General features: G+C 46.3%; 12 protein-coding genes. 3 read left to right on the top strand and 9 right to left on the bottom strand.

Annotated elements, in window-relative coordinates; genetic code table 11:
• Window positions 1–370: 370 nt before the first annotated feature.
• Window positions 371–9,697, top strand: a complete 9,327-nt coding sequence (locus JNN12_11205; GenBank protein ID MBL7978896.1) for a tandem-95 repeat protein — start codon at window positions 371–373, stop codon at window positions 9,695–9,697.
• Between the two features lie 291 nt (window positions 9,698–9,988).
• Here the strand turns inward: JNN12_11205 and JNN12_11200 are convergent, their stop codons facing one another.
• From JNN12_11200 to JNN12_11160, 9 genes are all read right to left on the bottom strand, one after another.
• Complete coding sequence (locus tag JNN12_11200; protein ID MBL7978895.1) at window positions 9,989–11,500, bottom strand: bifunctional metallophosphatase/5'-nucleotidase; 1,512 nt, start codon at window positions 11,498–11,500, stop codon at window positions 9,989–9,991.
• Window positions 11,501–11,780: 280 nt separating this feature from the next.
• Window positions 11,781–13,130: a GWxTD domain-containing protein gene (locus JNN12_11195; protein MBL7978894.1), complete on the bottom strand. Its 1,350-nt coding sequence runs from the start codon at window positions 13,128–13,130 to the stop codon at window positions 11,781–11,783.
• A gap of 148 nt (window positions 13,131–13,278) precedes the next feature.
• Entirely contained in the window at window positions 13,279–14,229 is a 951-nt protein-coding gene (gene ftsY / locus JNN12_11190) for a signal recognition particle-docking protein FtsY (protein ID MBL7978893.1), read from the bottom strand.
• 19 nt (window positions 14,230–14,248) lie between these two features.
• A complete protein-coding gene (locus tag JNN12_11185; GenBank protein ID MBL7978892.1) occupies window positions 14,249–15,100 on the bottom strand; it encodes a mechanosensitive ion channel family protein in 852 nt (283 codons plus the stop codon).
• Entirely contained in the window at window positions 15,093–16,073 is a 981-nt protein-coding gene (locus JNN12_11180; protein MBL7978891.1) for a CDP-alcohol phosphatidyltransferase family protein, read from the bottom strand. The genes JNN12_11185 and JNN12_11180 overlap by 8 nt, the downstream gene beginning before the upstream one ends.
• An 18-nt stretch (window positions 16,074–16,091) precedes the next feature.
• Window positions 16,092–16,538, bottom strand: coding sequence for a dUTP diphosphatase (gene dut / locus JNN12_11175; GenBank protein ID MBL7978890.1), 447 nt, complete (start codon window positions 16,536–16,538; stop codon window positions 16,092–16,094).
• A 115-nt stretch (window positions 16,539–16,653) separates the two neighbouring features.
• On the bottom strand, window positions 16,654–18,138 hold the full coding sequence (locus JNN12_11170) for a peptide MFS transporter (protein ID MBL7978889.1): 1,485 nt from the start codon (window positions 18,136–18,138) through the stop codon (window positions 16,654–16,656).
• Window positions 18,139–18,406: 268 nt separating this feature from the next.
• Window positions 18,407–19,078 carry a hypothetical protein gene (locus JNN12_11165; GenBank protein ID MBL7978888.1) on the bottom strand — a complete coding sequence of 224 codons (672 nt, stop codon included), beginning with the start codon at window positions 19,076–19,078 and terminating at the stop codon, window positions 18,407–18,409.
• A gap of 558 nt (window positions 19,079–19,636) precedes the next feature.
• Window positions 19,637–20,287, bottom strand: a complete 651-nt coding sequence (locus tag JNN12_11160; protein MBL7978887.1) for a hypothetical protein — start codon at window positions 20,285–20,287, stop codon at window positions 19,637–19,639.
• Between the two features lie 237 nt (window positions 20,288–20,524).
• Here JNN12_11160 and JNN12_11155 point away from each other — a divergent pair, with 237 nt between their 5' ends.
• Together JNN12_11155 and JNN12_11150 are read left to right on the top strand one after the other, a co-directional pair.
• A complete protein-coding gene (locus tag JNN12_11155; GenBank protein MBL7978886.1) occupies window positions 20,525–21,526 on the top strand; it encodes a 4-hydroxyproline epimerase in 1,002 nt (333 codons plus the stop codon).
• 27 nt (window positions 21,527–21,553) lie between these two features.
• Entirely contained in the window at window positions 21,554–22,798 is a 1,245-nt protein-coding gene (locus JNN12_11150) for an FAD-dependent oxidoreductase (protein MBL7978885.1), read from the top strand.
• Window position 22,799: the final 1 nt, after the last annotated feature.

Here is a 22,799-nt window from a genome sequence, read left to right as displayed (position 1 = left end):
ATATCAGAAGAGCGGAAGTTGGCCAAGCCACTTGGAAAATAAAGTGTTTCCGAGTTGGCTGGGTTTTATTTTAGGGTGCTTAAAGCACAGTAATTTCAGCACTTAGATGTCTTGCCGAATGGCTAATAGATCGGCTTTGTCGTTTGAAAATATCCCTTGTGCAGAGGGACATCATTAAATTTACCGGATGCAATTTAAAAAAACAATGGAACAAAAGTACACTTCGGGAGAAAAAAAATATCTTATATTCCGCACTGAGCGAATCATACTAGAGACCTGTCGAAACCGTACAAAATCATAAAAGGTATTCTTGATTACCTTTTTGCATAGATAAGCTGCTCTTTTTACTTCCGTTATTACGATTCTCGTTATGAGACCATTCTTATTTTGTTGGGTATTGGGCTTATTGTCCTTTGTGATACCGCCTCCCTTAAGTGCACAAACCAGTTATACCTGGACGGGTAAGTCGGGAAGTGCGTGGGGGAATCCTGAAAACTGGAGTCCAATAGGAGTTCCTAAAGAAGGAGACTCGGCCATTCTGGATTTACAAAAAGGAAACATAAACGTTCATGTGGGCGAAAATGATTTTGTTTCGCTGAATGAACTCACGGTCAATTCGCCCGCTATCTTACTCACAACCACTTCCTCGGTACAGGTTCAGAAACTTCGATTCCAAAATGGAACAATACAAGGGGGCTTTTACTCGGTAGGTGATGGTTTTATATGGAATGGTGGCAAGTTGGATAACGCCAATGTTTCGGTTTTTGGTGCAAGTGAAATGTCTGGTGAAGAACTCACGTTGGTTAAGTCTTATTTGTTTTATCAAGGCGACCTTGCCGTAACGGCTCCAGTGAACCGCCCCATGACCGTCTGGACGGAAGGTGGGAGTATTACCACCTATTTCGGAGACCGCTCAATCTATTTTTCAGGCGACCAAAGTATTCGTTTTCAAGCAAATCCTTCTGTAGAACCCATCACAACCATTAATATTTCGGGACGTTTAACCAAAACAGGTAGTGCTTCGGTTGACTTAACGGGCGTGCTGACGTTTGGGGACATTCTCGTGGAAGCAGGTTTGCTTACCCTGCAAATGAGCGAAAACCCCGGTAATCCCTTTTTCTGGTTTTCCAATACAGGTGTTCACGTGGAGGAAGGGGGGACACTTCTTCTTGTTGCTGCACACGAAAAACACAGCATCACTTCCTATGCGTCTTTTTCAGGAAAGGGGAATTATGAATTTGTAAACGGCAACTGGGATTTTACCGTCTTTGAGCCGGGAGGGACACACAATAAAACCCAAGCCAAGCAAAATACCTCTATTGCGATTGGTGGAACAATGCGGTTTTCCGGCGCTTCTGCATCCGTGGAGGCCACCGCAAATATCAATATTGGCAACCTAATTATTGGCGAAAATGCAAATGTCCGTTTAAAAACAGCCACATTTACCAACGAGACAGCGGTTAATGAAGCAAGTCTTTTAATTGATAAATCCTTGTTAACACAAAATTTGCATTTAAGGTCAGGGCGACTGTTAGGCGGAGGAGTAGAAGTTCAGATATTGACTAATTTTTTAAGCGGAGAAACGGATACACCCACGAATATGCTGGGCAATGGGGTACAACTTCAAACAATGGGCGAAAGTTACGTCAATGCCATTCTTCGTATTGAAAACAAAAGCAAATGGACAAATAGCGGCACTGCATATTTCAATACAGGTACTCAGGTGATCTTATCGGATGGCGAGATTCAAAACACGTCAAGCGTAAGCCAAGAAAGAACAATCATTGAAGGCGAAAACGGCAAAGCGCACCGGATCGGTAATAATGGAGATTGGTTTATTATTGAGAACACGACTGCTTCCCCTATTAATCAGGCTTTATCTAAGAGGGCATCTGTTGCCGCTTCCAACTTGATTGGTACAAATTTTGACAACTTAGGGCGGTTGGTGATGGCAACCGGAAGTTTAGAAATTTCAGGAAACTTATCAAATACCATAGACGGTGCGATCGCTGGGTCTCAAGAATTGATTCTTTCTGGTACGCATTCCAACTTAGGGCAAATCTCTCCCGGTAATGATGGGGGTTATAATAAATTTGGAACCCTTACGATTACTCCACAAAATGCTACTGGTACGATCAAAAATACAAATCTTTGGATTGATCTTGCCAATAACCAACAAGACTTGTTGAAAGTGAGTGGGACGTTTGATTTATCGGGAACGGTGGAAGTCATAGACGTGGATGGATCTGTTGCCAATGAGCCTGTGGGACGGGTTTTTACCATTATCGAAGCCACGAACCTGATTAATAATAAGCCTACCTATACCTTGCCCACCTTGGGAGAAGGCAAGACTTGGAGCGTTAACCAAAATGCAGGAACGGTTTTCCTAAGGATAGATTCATCCGCTCCTGCCAATGCCCCACCCGTTGCGAATAACGACCAAATGGTCATTAACGAAGACACCTCGTTCCCGCTGTTGCAATTGCTGACCAACGATACCGATCCAGACCAAGACACCTTTTCCCTAAACGAAAGAACAAATCCCCAAAATGGTACTTTTGTTGTGAACCAACAACAGCAATTGGTTTATGTACCTAATGCCAATTTTTTTGGGTCGGATTCTTTTACCTACAATATCAAGGATGCTCGTGGCGCGATTTCGGCCTTTGCTACCGTAGCCATCACCATAAACCCCATTAACGATGCACCCGTTGCGAAAGACGATGGCGTTTCTACCAATGAAGATACCCCAATAACGTTAGATTTGTTAAAAAACGACTCGGACTTAGACAACGACCCGCTCACGGTTCAGGTTGTCACACAACCCCAGAGTGGCACATTGTCTTTTTCGCAACAAACACAACAATATAGTTATACGCCTAATCTGAACTTCTTCGGACAAGACCAATTTACCTACCAAGCAAAAGACCCCGCAGGAGCCTTATCCAATTTAGCAACGGTTTTTATTAAAATCAATGCAGTAAATGATGCACCCGTTGCGAAGTCGGACCGATACCAAACCGAGTTTAACAAACAACTTATTGTGGAAGCACCGGGAGTTTTGAAAAATGACAGCGACCCCGATGGCGAAACCTTGGTCGCAATACGGGAGACCAATCCAGCTTCGGGGGTACTGACCCTACTTGAAGACGGGAGTTTTACCTTCGATCCGGCTAAAGACTTTACGGGGGATGTGGTGTTTGGATATTTTGCGCGGGATCCATCGGGCGTTGGTTCCAACGTGGTAGAGGTTGTTGTGAGTGTTGGGCAAAATCCCAACCAGCCCCCCGTTGCCTTTCCTGATCAGGTTGTCGCCGATGAGGATACCCCTACCATACTCAGCCTTACAGCCAACGATACCGATCCAAACCAAGACCCCATTACGATTGCGAGTTTTACACAATCCAAAAATGGAACCCTTTCTTTTAATCAGCAGCAACAATTGGTCTATACGCCCAAAAAAGACTTTAACGGCACAGACTCTTTCACCTACATTGCAAAAGATCCATCCGGTGCAAACTCCAACGAGGCCGCTGTTAGCATTACTGTTCGTCCGATAAATGATGCACCCACCGCCACCGCCGATCAGTATGTTACCAACGAAGATACGCAGGTATTGCTAAATCTGCTCGAAAACGACTTAGACGTGGATGGCGATGTGCTGACAGTGGAACTGGTGGACCAGCCCAGCAATGGACGGGTTTTTCTGGATCAAGAAGGACAACGATTCTACCTGCCCAATACAAACTTTCATGGGGTTGATCAATTTACCTATCGAGCAAAAGACCCTTCAGGTGCCGTTTCGGCAACCGTGACCGTAACCATTACCGTAAGTCCAGTAAACGATCCTCCGGTTGCGAATAATGACACGTATCAGACCGATGAAGACGTGGCGGTTTCGTTGGCTTTGACCTCGAACGATGAAGACCCCGACAAAAATTACACCTTCTCAGACGCATTGGTCAAGATCGAAACCTCGCCAACAAAAGGAAGCGTCGCCCCCAATCAGGAAGGCATTTGGGTTTATACACCCAATAAAGACCTGAATGGCAACGATAGTTTTACGTACTCGATCACCGACCCACAAGGCGCAAAATCTAATACCGCAACCGTAACCCTTTCCATTCGTCCGGTGAATGATGCGCCTGTTGCCGAGAATGATCAAGTAACCACGCCAGAAGATACACCTGTGGCCTTAGACTTAACAGGCAATGACAAGGATATTGATGACGATCTGCTTACGGCTCAACCCATCACCAATCCTAAAAATGGCACGCTTACGGTTGTAAATGGCGTCTTAACTTATGCGCCAAACAAAAATTTTAATGGCTCCGATAGCTTCACCTACCAAGCCAAAGACCCTTCGCAGGCAGGCTCCAATACGGCAACGGTCAGCCTCACGGTGACACCCGTAAACGATCCACCAATAGCCCTTGCAGACCAATATACCACCGATGAAGATATCTCCATTTTGCTGAATTTGTTGGAGAACGATTCGGATATAGAAGGCGGAGCGTTGACGGTTGTGATTACATCCGAACCCCAAAATGGTACATTCAACTTCGACCAACAAGGCCAGCGGATATATAAACCGAATCCCAATTATCACGGAACCGATGAATTCATGTATTTGGTGCAAGACACCGAGGGCGCACGTTCTGTGGCCGTAAAGGTTTCTATCACCATTCGTCCGGTAAACGATCCACCAATAGCGAATGCCAATGCGTATCAAACCAACTTTAATACTACTTTAAATGTCGCTGTACCGGGTGTTTTGGGGAATGACAATGATGTGGATGGGGACGCACTTGAGGCCGTTTTGATCACTACGGTCACATCAGGAACGTTGGCCTTGCAAGCAAATGGCGGATTTACCTATACGCCAGCAACGGGATTTTCGGGCGATGTATCGTTTACATATCAAGCCAAAGACCCCTCGAATGCGCGTTCTGCTACCACACAGGTTTTGGTCTCGGTCGGTTCCAATCCCAATCGCCCACCCATTGCGACAAACGATGAATTGAGCACAGACGAAGATGTTGCGATAACGTTGAATGTGCTGGCAAATGATAGTGACCCCAATCAAGACCCCTTAACGGTAGAATTGGTCAGCCCACCAACCAAAGGAACCTTATCCACCAATCAACAAGGGCAATGGGTTTATACACCCAATAAAGACTTCAATGGGTTGGATACGTTTACTTATCGTGCCAAAGATCCGTTGGGTGCGCTCTCGAATGTGGCAACCGTTTCCATCACCATTCGTCCAGTAAACGATCCACCTGTAGCCGTTGCTGACCTCTATACCACCAACGAAGACACACAGGTTTTGTTAAACTTGCTCCAAAACGACTCCGATGTAGATGGCGACCTGCTAACGGTAGAGGTGATGTCGCCACCCGGAAATGGAACGTTGAGCGTTGATCCACAAAACAATAGGGTGTATATACCCAACCTAAACTTCTTCGGAACCGATCGGTTTACGTACCGCGCCATAGATCCGTCCGGTGCAACTTCGGCAATCGTTCTTGTCACCATTACTGTCAATCCAGTAAATGACCCACCCGTTGCCACTAACGACGCCTATCAAGCGACGGCAGGGACGACATTGGAGGTGGCGGCTGCGGGTGTTCTTGACAACGACTCGGACGTAGAGCAAGAATCACTTACGGCCATTTTGGTATCCAACACCACCACTGGAAGTGCAGTACTCCGGACTGACGGAGGCTTTAGCTATTCGGCTCCAGTCGGATTTTTTGGAACAGTTACTTTCACCTATCAGGCGCAAGATGCAAGTGGGGCGCGATCCAACACCGCTACGGTGAACATTCAGGTACAGGCAGCGCAAAACCGTGCGCCTATAGCCGTGAATGATGAGGTGGTAGTCAATGAGGACACGTTTGTCACGCTAAACCTTTTGGCAAATGATACAGATCCAGAGAATGACCTTTTAACGGTTATAGTACTAACTCAGCCACAAAATGGGCTTTTGCTTGATCAGCAGGGTGCGCTGAGGTACATTGGAAATACGGATTTTAATGGTACGGATCAATTTACCTATCAAGCGAGGGATGTGGCTGGAAATTTATCCAATGTCGGTATTGTGCGCATCACGGTCCGTGCCGTCAACGATCCTCCAAATGCGGTCAATGACGAAGTCACTACCGATGAAGACGTGGCCATCAATATTGCTGTTTTATCTAACGATGTGGATACCGATCAAAATGATGCTTTGATCGTTGCAAACTTTACCAATCCAGGTAATGGAACAGTAAGCCTTTTGCCCAATGGGATACTCCGGTATCAACCCAATCTGAATTTCAATGGCCAAGACTTCTTTACCTATATGGTTCAGGATGCCGCAGGAGCCAGATCGGGCATAGCACGTGTTACTATCCTCGTTCGTCCGGTAAACGATCCACCGAAAGGGATGGACGATACCTATAATACAGCATTTAACAAAGCGCTGACCGTAACGGCTCCGGGTGTATTGGAAAATGATAGTGATCCAGATGTGGGCGATAAATTGGTGGCAATCGTAGAAAACAAACCCGTAACGGGCGACTTGGTGTTGCAAGAAAACGGTGGCTTTACCTACACGCCTGCCAAAGACTTTTCGGGGGAGGTAACGTTTACCTATCGCGCACGAGATGCGGCAGGTGCTACCTCCACACCAGTTACCGTTACGATAGATATCGGGCAGAATCCCAACCGCCCACCTATTGCTTTCGACGACCAATTGGGTACGTCGGAAGACCAAGCAGTGGACATCAATGTCTTGACCAATGACCGTGATCCCAATGGGGATGTACTACAGATAGATTCTTTTACGCAGCCAATAAATGGCTCGGTGTCACGACTTCAAAATGGCTTGTTGCGTTATACACCCAAGCCAGATTTTAACGGACTCGATTCGTTTGGCTATGTCGCGGTTGATCCTGCGGGCCTGAAGTCTAATCATGCAAGCATTCAAGTTACGGTAACACCTGTTAATGATCCGCCTATTGCTGTAGATGATGTTGCAACAACCAGTAAAAATGCTTCGGTGGTACTTAATCTGTTGTCGAATGATCGAGATGCAGACGGAGACCCTCTTTCGGTTGGTGTCATGCTGCAACCCTCAAAAGGGATATTGTCCACCAATGGGCAAGGGCAACTGGTTTATACCCCTAACCGCAATATTATTGGCGAAGAAGTATTTACCTATGCAGCCTTAGATCCCTTCGGTGGGAAGTCGAATACGGCCAAAGTGACGATTAACATTGAGAATGCCAATGCTGCACCGATTGCCAGCGCAGACCAAGTACAAACCTTGGAAGATGAAGCCGTTCTGATTCCAGTATTGCGGAACGATACAGACCCAGATGATGATCCCTTGACCATATTGTTGGATACCCTGCCGAATCATGGAGGTGCGGAAGTGGTCAATAATGAAATCCGTTATATGCCCAGCAAGGATTTTAATGGATTCGATCAGTTTAGATACCGCGTTCGGGATACTGGCCATTTGGTTTCGCTACCTGTAACGGTTTCTGTAGAGGTTAAACCTGTTAATGATCCGCCAGTTGCCTTCTCGGATGCCTTCGAGGCGGGGTTTGCCACCTTCATCAATATTCCCGCCCCCGGTGTATTAGGGAATGACGTAGATACAGATGGGGATGCACTTGCTGCACGGTTGGTGAATACAACATCTTCGGGAACCCTGTCGCTTTCCGCAAACGGAGCGCTCCAGTTTGTACCCGCCCCCGGCTTTTTTGGAGAGGCCAGTTTTACGTATCGTGCGCAAGATGCAGTTGGCGCGTTCTCGGATCTGGTAACAGTTACCTTAACCATAAGACGTAATCCGAACCGTGTACCCCTTGCCATAAACGATGCCGCCGCCACCAACATGAACCTGCCTGTAACCATTATGGTCTTACAAAATGACCAAGATTTGGACGGGGACCAACTTTCGGTGTCGTTGAGCGGTCTATTGCCGCTAAATGGTGTGGCTACAGTCAATTCAAATGAAACCATTACCTATGTACCCAATCGGGGGTTTATGGGAACCGATGAATTTGAATACACGATTTCAGACGGCAAAGGAGGAACCGCTTCTGCCCGTGTTCAGGTTCAGGTACAAGCCATTACCTACCGATTAACAGAAGTACAATCGCTTGGAAATGCCGCCCGTGCATGGGGAATCAATGATGCAGGCGAAATTATTGGGGTTACGAAAAATGCAATAGGTCAAGACAGGGCTTTCTTTTGGAATAGCAAAGGTATGACGCTGTTAGGAAATTCGGTGGGCCAGGCTTTGGGGCTTAGCGAAACGGGTATCGTCACCGGATTTATGCGTGCTCCCGGAGGTACAGATGAAGCTTTCTTATGGCGTGCATCCGACCCATTGGCGCCCATCCAGTTTTTGGGTCATTTGGGAGGTGGATTTAGCATCGGAAATGCAGTTTCGAACGACGGTAAAGTCGTAGGCGCTTCGTTTGATAACAATAATCATATGCAGGCCTTCACCTTTGCGGGAAAAATGGAAAACATACACAACTTTGGTGAAAAGCCCCAAAGTGAAGCTTTTGATATTAATTTGGCAGGTGTGGTGGCGGGTTTGGTCTATGATGGCGCAGGTGCAGCCCAAGCGTTTCGTAATACTACGGTTTTTGCCGGAGACAGCCGGGCCTACCGCATCAACAACCTTAACGTGATGGTTGGTAGTAGCCAAGCAGGAGACAACGTGCGCGCCATTCGCTGGGATGATAATGCCGTAGTTCCATTACCCTCACTTTCCGGTAACTTCTCGGAAGCTTATGGGATCAATGATATGGGTTGGATTGTAGGTGCTGGCACGTTGAGTGGTTCACTTCTTGATAAAACGCATGCAGACCGCTTGCTCCCAGACATCCATCCACATCAAGTGGCTTTCTCTGGCCGGATGGAAAAATTCTATACCACCGCAGCACTGAGTACAAGAGCGGTATTATGGTTGGATGACCAAACCTTCGACCTCAATAGCCTTATTCCGGCCAATTCGGGATGGGTATTGAAGGAGGCGAGAGATGTTAATAGGAACGGAGCCATTGTGGGCTATGGTCTTTTAAATGGCCAGACCCGTGCATTTGTCCTTAATCCAGTAACCAATTCCGCCCCAATCGCCAAAGAGGACGTACTTGTACTCCAAAAAGATCATTCATATACGATCAATGTATTAGACAACGACCGCGATCCTGATGCTGACCGCTTAAGGGTTTTGGGGGTCTTTGGGGCACAGAAGGGGAAACTGATTTGGCAACCTGATGGGCGTTTGCAATATATATTTAATCAGGGACTTTCCGGCAATGATCAATTCTTTTATGTGGTTGGAGATGGGGTTGGGGGCACCCATTATGCTCGTGTAACGGTTTCAGGTTCAAGTGTTGGAATTGAAGAAGATCAGGTTCCGATGGAAACAGGCCTCTTGTCGGTCTATCCCAACCCGGTTCAGGCACAGGCGACAATTTCGTTCAAGTTGGCACAGAGCGAACAGATTCGGGTCGCACTATATGACGTGCTGGGCCGAAAAGTGAAGACCATAACCAATGATACGCTTTTTGATTCTGGGGAGCATCGGTTGTCGCTAAATACCGAGAAATTACCCAATGGCTTATACTTTGTCCGGATGGAAACGGCTTCGGCTGCGAAATCGTTGCGAATGGTGGTGAGGCGCTAATAGCTTGTTTTAACGAACAAGAAGGCGGTTTCGTCGAAAAAATGAGGGGGTTCATCGAAGAAAGGACGGGGAAAAGGTGTTGATAAACGAATTTTCAATTGTCTGAAGGAGATCTGGTTCTTCTTTCGGATGGCAGGTAACCTGAAAAGGCGTCCTCAATACCAACCGCCCCATTCCTTCCGGAAACACGTAACCCACCGCTGCCGTGCTTCTGCAGTATTCTGAGCTGAAAAAGGGCTGTCTCCTATCACGAGGCAGCCCTTTTTTCGTCTTTCACTTAGGTACGCGACATCAATTTTGTCCGTAAACCCGTTTTAATTCGCTAATCAAGGCCAAACGGATGTCACCATGTTTGGCACCAATTTTTAAGTCTGGATTTCCTTCTTTCAGATAATCCAAGCCCGTTTCACGCCCAGATACTAAAAAGTCCGACATGGCAACAGTATAGGTTTTATTTTCCTCTAAAGGCGAACCATTGATCAACCAGTTTTCACCGTCGCGGGTAATGCCACTATGATGCAGAAATCCTCCTTTCCCTTTATTGGCCAAGCCTTGCAGGAGAACTTTTTTAAGTAGGCCCCCCTTCATGGTATTGGAAAGCACTTGTCCTCCAAAAGGCAGGATACGGATGATGTCGTATTCCACCAATGGTCCTGGATTCACAACGTCGTCAATCCGAATGGAGCCGCCATTCAATAAGGCACAATCTGCGTTTGGAACCACCGCACGCATGGCATCGGCAATTCTGGTACCCATGGTGCCCGGATAGTTCCGTACAGAAACCTCGCGGCCATCCAAAGATTCATTGGTGGTGACAACCGTGCGCTGCGGCTCGAAGCCTTCTGCCCGGAATCCTGCAAATCCTGCTTCAATCCATTTATTGACTTCCAACTCAGTAGCTGGATCACTCGGAATAGAAGCATCTAAGATTTTGAGTTCATGACTTATAGAAAGTTTTTTTGTGGCTCGGTTGTAGGTGATTCGGTGTACATAAGCAGAACGGGCATTGGCGTCGGCCTTCGCAATCGGGGTAAGATCCAATCCACGCCGTACTAGTATGTTTTCATGCTCGTGCCCGCCCATGATGAGGTCTATCTGAGGAAGGGTTTCGGCCAAACGAATGTCATCGGCTATATCAAGATGCGTAAGTGCAATCAAAACATCCACTTGGGGTCGGAGAATGGCCACTTGTTCCTGTGCCTTCTCCATATAGTCTTGGTAGGCTACGTATGGCTTTTTATTGCTATCTATCGTTACACCAAAAAGACCTACTTTCATCATGCGGCCAAATTGATTTTGTATCCGAATGATTTGCGAAGTGGGGACTTTGGGGAATGGTTGCAGGTTCTGGTTTGTAACGTTCGAGGATACCCAATTAAACTTCGACTCAGACATCCGGGCTTTGAATTGCTCCTCGGTAATGTCAAATTCGTGGTTCCCAAAGGTGGCATAATCCAATCCTATGGTGTTGAACGTGGCCACAATTTGTTTGCCCATGAGTCTCTCGTCATTCACTTTTGCCGTTCCAAGTGCTGAAGGGCTGAAAAAATCACCCGCAATCATCAGTAATGTATTTCCATTCTGGGCACGCAATTGCTTTTTTAGGCCCGCAACCCGCGCCAAACCGCCATAACCGCTGATGGGAGCCAATTCATAGACGTCATTTATTTGTAGGATATTCAACCGGATGATGTTTTTGTCAACGGTCTTTGGTGTCGTCTGGGCAAATGAAAAGGAAGTAGCCAAGAAGAGGGCGATGATGGAGTAAACCATCATGCTGCGCATATTCGGTACGCGTAACATATTTAATTGGGTTTGTTAAAAGAGGGTAGTGAAGGAACACATCTAATCTTCAATAGAAGATAACCTTTTGTTGACAAAGAAAAAAGGCTAACTGCTTATTTGGTTTTTGGATGGTGCTGAAACCCGTTTCGTTTGATTACAGCATGGTGTGAAGGTTTGTTCCAATCTTTGTGCAGCTTGGTTCTCTCAAAATTAAAAAAGGGCCCCCGTGCCCAACTGGAGCACCAGCGCCCTTTCTCCGAAATGAGTTGACCAAAATACGGATATAACTCAGCCATTATTACATCCGATTCCGCTCATCCCATATAGGTCTTAGTAATTTATAGTCTCCTACACCGGATTTATCTATAAAAATAAATTTTTTTCCGATGTTTTCATAGTACCAAACTTCGTATGCTTGGGCAGATCCAAAATTGTATGGGTGTTTTTGAATGAACGTGGGTTCTCCAAATCGGACATACACCTCGCCTTGGTCGGTCTGCCATCCATCATTAAAACGTCCAAAATTTCGGTTTACATGGAAAATTCGGTAATAATACTCTTCCATCGCCTCGTTCCGTTTGGTACCGGGCGTTGGATCGCGCTTTCGCCAGAAATCCATAAACATGTCGGCCCGTTTGGCAGGCGTAGGTTGGCTACGGATCTGAGAAATTTCGTTTTCTTTGGCAATATAACGTAGTTGGGAAATCGCACGATCTATATCATTCAGTTGTTGATCTAAGCCCATCCATTGGATATGGAAGACTTTGGCGGCAGCATCATAAGTCTCGCCTTTTTCACCTTTTAATAACACATTTATTTGATATGCCCCGGCTTTAAGGTCTTTCAAAGGGATATTCACTACACCCGAATTTTCACCAGGTTTCACTCGGAGTGGTTTGGAATTCCAGTTGGCCACACCTACGGTTTCTAAGTTGGATCCATCTGGACGGAAATTCAAAAGATTGCGAACCGAAGGACGGCGGGCAGAGTTTTTGAGTTGTTGCACGCTATACGAAACGGTTAAAGAAATGGATTCTTTCGCAAATACGTCGAAGTAAAAAATGGCTTCGCTCCGGTCGCTGCCCAATGTGTTTGAAACATTAGGCGTAAAGTTGGTGCGGTTCGGGCTGTAGTCATCTACCAACGAGAGATCACTCATGGTGACAGGTTTGTTTTCTGCACCAAATCCGCGAACCAATAAAGCAAATTCGCGGACAAAGGTTTTGCCAGAATTTTTGTCTTCGATGGTCACTTGCCCCATCATGCTACCCGGCTGTAGCTCCAATGAGTTGGTGGTCAAATCAAATATCTGATCACTTTGCGTTTCTGCGTAGTTTTTAATTTGCACAGTTCGGTCCCAATTATTGCTCAGAACCTTCCGTATGGCCTGTCCTTTGCTATTGGTTTCAAAAACCTCTGTTGTGACTTCGTATTGCCCCACAAATTGTCCGCTGCGACTCAGAAATTTGAGCTGGTTCAACGCGATTTTGGTAAAAAAATCTACCTTAGTTCGGTCTGTACGATTTGTTCGCGTACTCACGTAGTCCACATCAAATTCCGGAACACTTTGTGCGGTACTGGTAACGGCAAGTACTGGCGCCAGTAACACAAACAATAAGGCGTTTCGAAGCGAAAGTATTCTCATCATGGTTCCACCAAGAAAAAATTGGGAAGGTGCTGATTCGTTTCCAAAAGGAAATTACAAACTTTGGCGCCGTAGGGAGGTCACTAGTGTAAGAACGGTTTTTTGCGAAAGTCGAGCCGTCGAATTAACCTGCTGAATGGGTCTGACAGGCCTAAACAAATATCTTTTCGACAAAAGTGCGTTTATCAAAAACCTGAAGGTCTTCCACTTTTTCGCCAACGCCAATATACTTCACCGGTACATTAAACTCGTTAGAGATACAAATGACAATTCCCCCTTTGGCGGTTCCATCAAGCTTGGTTAGAACTAAGCCCGTCACTTCCACGCTTTTGGTAAATTCTTCGGCTTGACGTAAGGCATTCTGACCAACCGAGGCATCTAAAACCAGCAACACCTCGTGTGGAGCGCCCGGTATCTGACGATCCATCACCCGTTTTACTTTGGAGAGTTCATCCATCAGGCCACCTTTGTTGTGAAGCCGACCAGCCGTATCAATCAGAACCACATCTGCCTGTTGCTTCTTGGCGGAAGCCAGCGTGTCAAAAGCTACTGCAGCTGGGTCTGCGCCCTGTCCTTGTTTGATGATGGGGACGCCCACACGGTCTGCCCAAATCCCCAACTGTTCGGTTGCTGCAGCACGGAAAGTATCTGCAGCGCCCAAAACGACTTGTTTTCCGGCTTCTTTATAGCGATAAGCCATTTTACCAATGGAGGTAGTTTTACCAACCCCATTCACCCCAACAACCATGATGACATGTGGCTTATGGGGAAGTGGGGCCTCAAAATCTGCCGGACGTTCGGAGGTGGAACCAAGCAGAAGCTCTGCCACTTCCGAACGAATGATGCCGTTTAGGTCGGCAGTATTCACGTATTTGTCTCGGGCCACCCGCTCTTCAATTTTTTGGATGATTTCGATGGTGGTTTTAACCCCCACATCGCTGGTTACCAAAATACCTTCGAGTTCATCCAACACTTCTTCGTCCACCTTGTCCTTACCTCGGATCATGGTGTTGAGCTTTCCAAGAAAAGACGTTCTGGTTTTTTCCAGGCCTTGTTCTAAATTTTCATTATCACGCTTTTTGAACCGATCAAAAAATCCCATGGGAGGTTATTGGTTTAGGCTATTTAAAAAATACCATCTCAATGGACGGGTTTTTGGCAAATTCCTCCAAGATACGAAGCATAATGGCGTGTTCGCTTCCTCGCCTGTTTCGGACTTTGCATAAATATCGGAGGGTTAGCTGGATGCCACGTTCGTTCGTAGCAACATAAACAAAAGGTGTAAGCGTACTGTAATAAACCAAGTATTCCTGCGTCATGGTTTTGAGTTGGGATTTAACTTGATGTTCTACGATAAACGATGATTCTTGCGCCAGAGACATCATGATCTCCCGTGCCATATTCCAATCACTTTTATCAGAAACCGTAACCGAAAGCTCGTTCCAAATATATTCGAACCCTTGGGTGTAGTTTTTGACGGCATAGAGGAAAACCCAGTTATTCGGGATTCGCATAATGCGTCCGGTGCTTTGGTCTCCTTGTACCCATTCACGGGTTTCCATCATGGTGGTGACCAATAAACTGATGTCAATAACATCTCCAGAAACACCATTAAGTTCAATACGGTCGCCCACACCATAGGGTTGGCGGGTAATGATGTGTAGCCATGCCACCATACTTAGGATCACTTCTCGGTTGACGATGGCCAAACCCGCACCAAAAAGGGACAGGATCGCCACAATTTCTTTCAGGTTTGGAAACCAGATGGCCACCACCAGCACCAATGTGGCAATTGCTAGGCTTCGGCCCACACGACGGTTGATGGTGAACCGATGGTGTGGGTCTTCGATCTTACGAATCAAAACCTCACCTGTCAATTTACGGATCACCCAACCAACGACCAGAATGGCCATTGAAATCAGTAATTCCTCGGCATGGTCGCCAGAAATATTTATACGAAACCACTCAATCATGTTTGGTGGAGGGTTCTTGTGTGGGAGGGACTGTTTTTTGAATATACTCTAAGGGCTTATAGCGCCAAAAAGAAGCAATGATAAAAAGAAAGTAGGCATAGGCCATCAAGCCCAAAATAAGCCATTGGCCGTATCGTACTACTTCTGCATCAGGCTCTAACATCAGGTATAGTGCATACAAAAAAGTTGTTGCTACGGGAAGATGTAAAACATTGGGGTAAAATATCCGCTGCCTTCTTTTAAACGCATTCCAACCAAACAAAATGCAGGTCATTACACAGGCCCAAGAGAGCCACATGAAGGCAGGTAAAAGGGCCTCAAACTGTTGGGCTGGGCTTAGGTACATAAAGGTTGCAAGCAAAGCCACTGTAATTTCGTTGGCGTATGCATCCAATAGTTGGCCGAAGGTGGCATCTTTTCCCGTTCGGACATAGCCCCATACCCGAAGCGCATACAGGAAAAAGGAATAGATGAAAAGCGCAGCGGCGGTTTGGGTATAGATGAGGGTGATGGCCGGATGTACCTTCAGAATCGCCGAAAGCACCATAAGTGAGAGAACCGTAACCGCTACTTTCCCTGTCCAAATGCTCATTGCCACTTCGCCAATTTTTCGGGATAACAAAATACCCCCCGAAACAATGAGGAGGTCTCTTGCAGCCACAATCACCATTAACCAGAGAGGTACGGCACCCACCCAAACCAATGCAAAAACAATCCCAATCGCGGCCACTTTATCGGCCAAGGGATCCAATACCTTTCCCCAGCCGGATACCGTATTCGTCCAACGGGCCACCTGACCGTCTAACCAATCGGATGCGATGCCCCATAACACACATCCCGCCAGCCAAGAAATGGGTCCTTGTGTCATGATGAGGTACATAATAGGGATTACCACCACCGCACGACTGATGCTCAATATATTCGGAGCCGTCCAAAAACGGCCTAAATCCAATTGTTTAACAGATTCTTCCATTTGTTGAATCCGATTATGTTATATACCCGTATGGCCGAATCCACCCTCGCCACGAGGTGTTTCGTCCAACGGTGAAACAAACTGCCAAGAAGCGACGGAATAGGGGGCAATAACCATTTGGGCGATCCGGTCTCCACGATGAATAATAAAAGGCTCTTTACCAAAATTGATGAGTAGCACTTTTACCTCGCCCCGAAAATCGGCATCTATGGTACCCGGAGCGTTCAAGATGGTGACGCCAAACCTAAAAGCCAAACCACTTCTGGGGCGAATTTGTGCTTCGTAACCATCCGGAAGGGCTATTTTTAAGCCAGAAGGGATTAAACCACGCTCACCCGGTTTTAATATAACAGGTTCTTCGGCGGGTATAGCAGCCAAAAGATCCATTCCAGCACTCTTAGAGGTTGCATATCGGGGCAGCGGCAAGTCTAACCCGTTTGGAGTTATTTCAATGGGTATAACCATAACAACAACGTTGGTTTTGAATACGGAGCGACACACAAATGGCGCAACCCCCAAGAACGGAAGTTACGCCATTATGTTGCAAATCCTAAAATCGCAAGTCTGATTCTTGAAGATATTATTTTACATCGCCCATCAACTTCTTCACCCACGGTACTAAAGCAAACATCACCACCGAAACGGCAATAGAGGTACCTGCTACGGCCAAGAATAGGCTGTTAAGGGGGTAGGTCTCGAATAATCCACCCACATTACCACCAATAAAATTGCCTACGGCAGCACCAAGGAACCATACCCCCATCATCTGACCGACCACGCGTTCGGGGGCCAATTTCGTCATGGTGCTCAACCCCACCGGACTTAAGCACAGCTCTCCTATGGTTTGTAGAAGATAGACCGTCAACAGCCACATAACACCCACTTTTACGTCTGAAGATGCAACAATGGCATTGGCTGGAATGACCAATAAAAGGAAGCTAAGACCAACAAACAACAAGCCTAATCCAAACTTAACCGGGGTGGAAGGCTCTAAATTCTTCTTGTTCAAATACAGCCAGAGTGCGGCAAAGACAGGCGCCAACGAGATAATCCAGATGGAGTTAACCGATTGCCACCAAGTGGTGGGGAAGGGAAGCCCGAATATTTGGTTGTTGGTGTGGCGATCTGCAAAGAGGGTGAGGGTAGAACCAGCTTGCTCGAACGAGCCCCAGAACAGAGCCGCTGCGACGAAGAAAACAAAAATAGCAGCCAATCGCTTCTTCTCATCGCTCGTAAACCCGCCCCTGAGGAATAAAAATCCGAAATAAACAATCGGGATTGCAATAAATACATAGGTCATGGCGGTCTTAATCCAGTCAATGGTAATCTGAATAGATCCGGTAACATGAAGTAAATAAGGAATTGCAAAAGAGGCCGCCAGAAAGAGTATGGCCATGAGAAGTGACTTCCTTTGTTTAGCGGCTTCTTCGCTGGTGGAGGGTGGGATAAAGTGCCCTACAGTCCCAAGGTGTTTGTCTCCCATTTTGTATTGCACCAAGCCGATACACATCCCCACAGCTACGGCCAAGAAGCCATAACGCCAATTGATCGTCTCTCCAATGTATCCGGCAATCAATGGGGCTAAGAAGGCACCTAAATTGATTCCCATATAGAAGATTGAAAATCCGGCATCTCGGCGGTTGTCTGTTTTGTCATACAACGAACCAACCATCGTGCTCACATTGGGCTTAAGCAAGCCCGTTCCCAATGCAATCAATGCCAATCCGCCATAGAAAAAGCCAAGTCCCGGAAATGCCAGCAACACGTTTCCAAGGGCGATAATAATACCCCCATAAAAAACGGCATTTCGCGCACCCAAGAACTTGTCCGAAATCCAGCCACCGGGTAGGTTGGTTAGATATACCGAGGCGGTATAAAGTCCATAAATGGCTCCTGCATCGGCTACCGTGAAGCCAAGTCCGCCATTTACCAATTGATCGGTCATGTATAAAATAAGCAGGGCACGACCGCCGTAATAGCTGAATCGCTCCCACATCTCGGTGAAAAACAACGTCGCTAAGCCGCGTGGATGCCCAAAGAACGACGTATCTTGGGTAGTGTTCATAGAAAAAACGGTTTGTAAAGAATAAGGATAAAGCCAATTTGGCCTGTCTAACCAAGATAAGCCAAAAAAAGCGTATAGGAAAGGGCAAGCGTTCTTGAGACGATGACAAAATGAGCGGCAGCCCCTACACATTTTTTGCCATAAGTCTTCTTTAAAAGATAGGCAAGGAACGATTGATTGTTGGATAGATCAACGAGGATTCGTCTGTACATAAAAAAAGGGTTGCGCAAAAAAACACAACCCTCTATTAATCTTTTAAACACTACCCTTAGAATTTTAAACCGAACCTAAGTTTACTCACATTCAATTTTCCTGTTATAGTAGAATTGGGTAGGAGCGCAACACTTACAGTAGGTTCTGCAGACTTAACCGCCTGATTAATCGCAGCCACGACTTGCGCTAAAGTCAACGTCTCCCATCCACTAGCTTTTATTGCGTTTCCTAGTTTCGTTCTGTTTGGCTCTGGAGTTTTAGCAATCATTGCATCCACTTGGGCCTTTAGTACCTTTGCTGTAAGTTTTAACTCTTTTGGGGTAATGTCTGTGACCTTGTCGTCCTTAATGGTAATCGTTGCATATGCAACTGGAAGGTTGTTCACCAAAAGAAGCAGAATAATTTGTCCACTTGCCGATGTTTTTCCTAAAGCACTTGCGGCGGAGGGGGTAAAGGTGAAGTAATCTGGAGAGAGGATGACTTCGTCCACATCAAATATGTCAGGTAGTTTTACACTGCTCAAATTTACCTTTCCTTCAACCAAAGTAGTTTGGTCGGGGACAAGATTAACCGAACTGGCAAATGAGCTGGTAGGGACATCTACCTCATCCACTCCAAGCTTAGAAGCAATGAAGTCGCAACCATTGGAGGTGAATGCAAAGAATGCCAAAGCAACGAGGGATACCATCCGACGTAACGCAAGGTTTACGTTCAAAGTTGTGTTCATGTGTCTCAAAAGTTAAAAATTATGGGTTGTTTATATAGTAAAAAGACGATTGCTATTTACTTCGGTGTTGATAAATGGATGAAGATCTATAGGCGGTGGGGTCTTTTAAGGCATAAGATGAATTGAAAGAAAAAATAATGATAAATCGGATTGAATATAAGGCGTAGATTGGGTTGTACAATATTAAATTATTTAATAGGGTCTGTTTTTTTGTAAGGAGTTCAATACCTGTGAAAGTTTGGTTCGGATGGTTACAGAAGATCGGCTTTCGGTGCCTATGCAAGATGGTCTTAATAATCAAATCGCGCACTTACAATCTGGCGAGAAAAAAACGTTACTAACCTAAGCACGATGTATCCTTGCATTGTCGCGGTGCATCAAGGGGTTAAAAGGAAAATGGAGAAACGTCACTTTGGCCTGTTTGACCAGAAATACCTCCAAAGCGTATGTCCGAATTTATGATAGGCTGCGAAACACCTTTTAGGTAGCTATTTTATTATACAAGGCAAAAAAGGGGTGCTCGTGATAACACCCCTAAACTAAACGCATTACTCGACTTTAGAAATCCAAGTGAACATCCGCCTTTTTCAGGGTGAATTTTCCTCGGATCGTCCCTTCTACTACCTCTACAGTGACCGTTCCTTTAACCTTAAGGGCGCGAATGGCCGTATTAATGGCTTCACGGATTTTAGCTGTTGTTAAGGTGAGGTAATCGGTTGCCAAGAGTGCTTTTACAGAAGCGGGGAGGGCGGCGTGATAGCTTGCGAGTTGTGCGCATTGACCAATGGGAATAGGGTTTGACGATATGGCAGAGACCACACTATTGGTAATGGTCAAGGTGGCTTGTCCAGCGCAATACCCCTGAATATTGATAGTTATACGTACCTTTCCATTTTGGGCAGCGGTTTTGCCCAGCGTATCGGTCGTTTCGGTAAAGACCAATTGGTCGGTTGCTATGCGGATTTCATCGGCTTCAAACACTTTAGGCAGGGTCACGCTCCCAAGATTGACTTCGCCGGAGGAGTATCCAATAGAACCATTTGCAACGGGCAAGTCCGTAGCGAACTTATCCATGGGTACGGTTACATAATCCACGCCCAATTTTTCAGCGAGGAAGTCGCAGCCATTGGAGGTAAGTCCCAAAAAAACCGGTATAAAGAGGGATAGCATCCGACGAAATGTCAGGCTTACGTTCATGTTTGTGTTCATGTGTTTTGGAAGTTATTGTTTGGGGGGTTATTTAATGCTGGTAAAAAAAGAGGTCTGTTTGGTATGCGTGGTGGATAATGGACGATCTTACTGAAAGGAAATGGTCGTTAAAGGCATTGGTCAGAAAGAGATTTTGATTTTATGCACCGATGATCTAATTTAAGGGTCTGTAAATTTAGCAATAAAAAAACTAAAAAACAAGATCCCTTTTGATACGTGTAATTGGAAATTGCTGACATGGTTTCAACTTTTTTTTGTATTGATGCCCATACGTGTGGCAATCCGGTACGGGTAGTGGCGGGTGGTGGCCCATTTTTGGCGGGCGAGACCATGGCCGAGCGTCGGTTGGATTTTTTGGCCCGCTACGACTGGATTCGGAAGGGGTTGATGTTTGAACCGCGTGGTCATGATATGATGTCTGGCTCCATTTTATATCCCCCCGCAGATCCCAACCGAGATATAGGAATTTTGTTTATCGAAACCAGTGGTTGTCTGCCCATGTGTGGTCATGGAACCATTGGAACCGTCACGGTGATCATCGAAAAAGGCTTGGTAACACCAAAAACCCCGGGTTTATTGCGCATCGAGACGCCTGCCGGAAAGGTAGAGGCCCATTACACGTTATCTAACGGTAAAGTACGTTCTGTTAGGATCATTAATGTTCCTTCTTTTTTGTATGCCCCCAACCTCGAAGCCGATGTTCCAGGCTTAGGTACCATCACATGCGATGTGGCCTATGGGGGGAATTTTTATGCGATCGTAGAGCCACAAGCCCACTTTCCCGGTCTTGGCGCGTTTACTGCGGCAGATGTGTTGCGGTTTAGTCCACTGCTAAGAACAGCACTTAACCAAAAATATACCTTTGTTCACCCGACCGATCCGCGCATTTCAGGACTGGGGCATGTTCAATGGACGGGTGAACCGACGAATCCTGAAGCACACGCACGCAATGCCGTTTTTTATGGAGATAAAGCCATAGACCGCTCGCCGTGTGGAACGGGTACTTCGGCACGTATAGCACAATGGGCGGCAAAAGGGAAACTGGCAGTGGGGGATCGCTTTGTACATGAAAGCATTATTGGAAGCCTTTTTATAGGCAGGGTGGAATCCGAGACCGAAGTGGGGCCGTTTAAAGCCATTATTCCGAGTATAGAAGGGTGGGCCAAAATTACCGGATGGAATACCATTACCATTGATCCGGATGACGATCCTTATGCTTTTGGATTTTCGGTAGGCTAAACATATTTTCAATAAAAACAACTGTTTATGTCTAAAGTTGTTATCATTGGCGGAGGAGTCATTGGCTTATGTACGGCCTATTATGCCTTGCAGGAAGGCCATGATGTGACGGTTCTCGAAAAAGCGGAAGTGGGAAAAGGCAGTTCCTGGGCAAATGCAGGATGGGTAACGCCCAGCCATGTAGTTCCACTCGCCGCGCCGGGTGTGATTCGTAAGGGTCTAAAGTGGATGTTAGACCCCGAAAGTCCTTTCTATATCAAGCCCCGTATAGAGATCGAATTGTTTCGGTGGCTATGGGCGTTTCGTTCGTATGCAACCAAAGCACATGTAAACCGCTGTATGCCAATATTAGGTACACTATGCGAAGAGAGCCTACATCTGTTTAAAGTATTGAACCAGGCTTTGGGAGATAGGGTGGGGTTCGAGGAAAAAAGCCTAATTTTTGCGGCGAAAACAGATGCGGGTCTAAAATCCTGCATTCATGAAGTGGAAGCGGTACAAAAGGTTGGTATGGAGGCACGGGTTTTGGATTTGGAGGAAATGTGTACAATGGAGCCCACCCTCCGTAGAGACCTGAAGGGTGGGGCCTTTTTTAAAATTGATTCGCACCTAAATCCCGCCAAGTTGATGGTGCATTTAGCCGAATATGTCCGCGCAAATGGGGGAAGAATAATAGAAAAGGCAACGGTAAATGGTTTTGAATTGGGCAAAAAAGAAATTAAAAAGGTTCAAACCACACATCAACAATTTGAAGCGGATTATGTAGTGCTCGCAATGGGGGCTTGGTCGCAAGAAGTAAATCAGGCGCTCAAGATTAAACTACCAATTCAACCCGGAAAAGGTTATAGCATTACCCTGCCTCAAACGGGGACCTTAACCCGAATGCCCATCTTGTTAAGCGAGCGAAGTGTGGCCATTACGCCTTTTGGGAACGAAATCCGGTATGCTGGGACGATGGAACTGACCGGAATGGACCTCTCCGTAAACCATCGGAGGGTACAGGCCATTAAAAACGCCGCACAGGAATACCTAACCAATTATGATGCCATGGCAGTACAACAGGCTACTTCTTGGATGGGTTTACGACCTTGTTCACCGGATGGAATGCCCTTGGTGGGGCCGTTGAAGGCCTTCCCGAATGTGTTGGTGGCCACAGGCCATGCGATGATTGGCGTAACCACTGCCACAGGAACCGGAAAAATAATCTCTGATTTAATCAGTGGGAAAACGCCATTTATGGACCCTTTGCCCTTTGCCCCTGAACGATTTTAAA

The organism is Bacteroidetes Order II. bacterium, assembly GCA_016788705.1.
GTDB lineage: Bacteria > Bacteroidota > Rhodothermia > Rhodothermales > UBA2364 > UBA2364.
The sequence above is the reverse complement of the archived record's forward strand: the minus strand, read 5'-3'. Positions and strand labels throughout refer to the sequence as shown.

Coding starts and splice junctions, on each gene's coding strand:
- JNN12_11205 (MBL7978896.1), top strand. CDS start 371: ATGAGACCATTCTTATTTTGTTGGGTATTGGGCTTATTGTCCTTTGTG.
- JNN12_11200 (MBL7978895.1), bottom strand. CDS start 11,500: ATGTTACGCGTACCGAATATGCGCAGCATGATGGTTTACTCCATCATC.
- JNN12_11195 (MBL7978894.1), bottom strand. CDS start 13,130: ATGATGAGAATACTTTCGCTTCGAAACGCCTTATTGTTTGTGTTACTG.
- ftsY (MBL7978893.1), bottom strand. CDS start 14,229: ATGGGATTTTTTGATCGGTTCAAAAAGCGTGATAATGAAAATTTAGAA.
- JNN12_11185 (MBL7978892.1), bottom strand. CDS start 15,100: ATGATTGAGTGGTTTCGTATAAATATTTCTGGCGACCATGCCGAGGAA.
- JNN12_11180 (MBL7978891.1), bottom strand. CDS start 16,073: ATGGAAGAATCTGTTAAACAATTGGATTTAGGCCGTTTTTGGACGGCT.
- dut (MBL7978890.1), bottom strand. CDS start 16,538: ATGGTTATACCCATTGAAATAACTCCAAACGGGTTAGACTTGCCGCTG.
- JNN12_11170 (MBL7978889.1), bottom strand. CDS start 18,138: ATGAACACTACCCAAGATACGTCGTTCTTTGGGCATCCACGCGGCTTA.
- JNN12_11165 (MBL7978888.1), bottom strand. CDS start 19,078: ATGAACACAACTTTGAACGTAAACCTTGCGTTACGTCGGATGGTATCC.
- JNN12_11160 (MBL7978887.1), bottom strand. CDS start 20,287: ATGAACACAAACATGAACGTAAGCCTGACATTTCGTCGGATGCTATCC.
- JNN12_11155 (MBL7978886.1), top strand. CDS start 20,525: ATGGTTTCAACTTTTTTTTGTATTGATGCCCATACGTGTGGCAATCCG.
- JNN12_11150 (MBL7978885.1), top strand. CDS start 21,554: ATGTCTAAAGTTGTTATCATTGGCGGAGGAGTCATTGGCTTATGTACG.